The following is a 2248-nucleotide window of genomic DNA, read 5'->3' on the forward strand; positions in this document are numbered from 1 at the left end:
TAGAAACACTCCCTATTTTTGCTAATTCAGAAATTTTATATCTATTTTTCATATTTCCTCCTTGACATTATACTTAAGTATATAGTTTATAATATCACATATGATTATTTATTAATATTACTTTGTTTTATAAAGGATATAAAAAGGAGATAAAATGTCACAAAATATTACCCTGGAAAATGGGTGCGTTAAAAAACTGTTTTTTAAATTTGCAATACCGAGTATTTTGGGAATGTTAATAGTTTCATTACAAATTATGGTAGATGGTATATTTTTAAGTAAGGGTATTGGCCCTCACGGCTTAGCTGCGGTTAATCTCTCTATGCCTCTTATAAATCTACTATTGAGTATTGCTCTTATGATATGTATTGGAGGAGGGGTTTTAGTTGGTATTGCCTCTGGAAATAAAGATTATGACCGTGCCAAAGGTTTAACTAGCTTGACACTAATTTTATTGCTATCTGTACTACTTATTATATCGATTTTTTTACTGATGAATTTTAATACTGTTATAAATCTTTTGGGAACCAATAGTGAAACTTATGATCTAGTAAAAAAATACTTGGCTATTCTTATTCCTGGTTCAATCTTTTTTAGTATGCCAATTTTTACAGAAACTTTTGTCAGAATAGCTGGTAAACCCAATCAAGTTTTTGTAAGTGGGTCAATATGTTTTATAGTTAATGTTTTTTTAGATTACATCTTTGTTTTAAAATTGGGAATGGGTATGGAAGGAGCTGCAGTAGCTTCATGTTTTGCCAATATGTTTGGAGCTTTATCACTACTGTATCACATTGAGTTTGGAAAAATTATAGGTAGTTTTCAAGATATTAAAGAGATTTTTTTTAATGGAAGTTCTGAGATGTTAACGGTTATTTCCAGTGCTATTACCACATATATCTTCAATATAATAATTATGAAAAATATAGGTGTTCTTGGAGTTTCTGCATTAACAATTGTTTTTTATATCAATTCAATTGTCAACATATCCCTATATGGTCTCTCTCAAGCTTTACAACCAATTATATCCTACAATTTAGGAGCTAATAGGGTTGATAAAATTAAAGATGTTCTAAAAGTTGCTCTAAAATCTGGTGCTTCTATCGGTTTAATAACTTTTATTGGTATGCATCTTTTTGGTGATAAAATTGTTTATCTTTTTTCAAATGGAAATAAGGAGCTTGCAGACTTAACAAATAAAGCTATATTCTTCTTTACTTTTGCATATTTATTATCGTTTATTAACATAATTTCAAGCAGTTTTCATACATCTATTGAAAAACCCTTTGAATCTGCTTTTATCTCTTGTGGACGTTCAATTATATTTGTACTTATTCCACTTTTTACTCTTCCAGTTTTTATTGGAGAGATTGGAATTTGGTTGGCTATCCCCATTGCTGAGCTTATCTGTTTAGCTGTAAGCATTCCATTGATGAAAAAATCACTAAAAACTCTTCCTCTTAATATTTAAGAGGAAGTTTTTATTTTTCCATTTATATAAAATGGAACTATTTCAGATATATCCATTTTCACACAATATTCCAAATCCTCTTCATATCCTATTTTTTTTAAATAACTATAGTGCTTACTTCCCTCTAAAACTTGCTTTACTCCTGGTGCATATTCAGCTAATCTCTTTAGAGATAAGGTAAAATCATTTATCTCAATCTCTGATTTTTCACCTATTTTTTTTGCTATTATTCCAGCACACAGGCTATCATCTAAAGAAAACTCATCATCTGTTCCTGCACAAAGTATGATAACATCTTTTTTTTCTTCTAAAAGTTTTTTAGAAATTACGGATATATTTAAATAACAAGCTATGTATAAACCGTCTGCACTTAAAGCATTCTCAATTGCTCTTGTACCATTACTTGTAGTCATATAAATCTCTTTTCCTTCAACCTTATCCTTTGTAAACTCTAGAGGTGAATTTCCAAAATCAAATCCCTCTATTTTTAATCCTTTTCTCTCACCAGCTAAAAGTCCATTTTGAGTTAAACTTTGACCTCTTTTAGCATCTTCAATCTCTTTAAAGGGGTATATACATTTTGCCCCATTTTGTAAAGCTGTAACCATAACTGTTGTAGCTCTTAAAACGTCTATTACAACGACATTTTTTCCTTTAAACTCTTTTCCTATAGCTTCTTTTGCTGATTTTAAAATCTCTATTCTCATAATATCATCTCCTTATTTTGCTATTCTATAACATTTTCTTTGAAATTTAAAGAGTTATATGGTAATAATA

2 protein-coding genes are annotated in these 2248 nt (G+C 29.2%); one reads left to right on the forward strand and one right to left on the reverse strand.

Annotated features, from left to right (window positions below; translation table 11 throughout):
- Positions 1-154: 154 nt before the first annotated feature.
- Positions 155-1471 (forward strand): MATE family efflux transporter, encoded by a 1317-nt coding sequence (locus tag ACMOUI_RS10790; protein ID WP_418965701.1) that lies wholly within the window; start codon positions 155-157, stop codon positions 1469-1471.
- On the opposite strand, the gene ACMOUI_RS10795 is transcribed toward ACMOUI_RS10790, so the two are convergent.
- Positions 1468-2178: a 2-phosphosulfolactate phosphatase gene (locus tag ACMOUI_RS10795; protein ID WP_418965702.1), complete on the reverse strand. Its 711-nt coding sequence runs from the start codon at positions 2176-2178 to the stop codon at positions 1468-1470. The genes ACMOUI_RS10790 and ACMOUI_RS10795 overlap by 4 nt on opposite strands.
- Positions 2179-2248 lie beyond the last annotated feature (70 nt).

This window comes from Cetobacterium sp., from assembly GCF_048470075.1.
Taxonomy (GTDB): Bacteria; Fusobacteriota; Fusobacteriia; order Fusobacteriales; family Fusobacteriaceae; genus Cetobacterium_A.

What these genes read in the sequence shown, in the direction of transcription:
- ACMOUI_RS10790 (WP_418965701.1), top strand. Translation starts at nt 155, where the DNA reads ATGTCACAAAATATTACCCTGGAAAATGGGTGCGTTAAAAAACTGTTT.
- ACMOUI_RS10795 (WP_418965702.1), bottom strand. Translation starts at nt 2,178, where the DNA reads ATGAGAATAGAGATTTTAAAATCAGCAAAAGAAGCTATAGGAAAAGAG.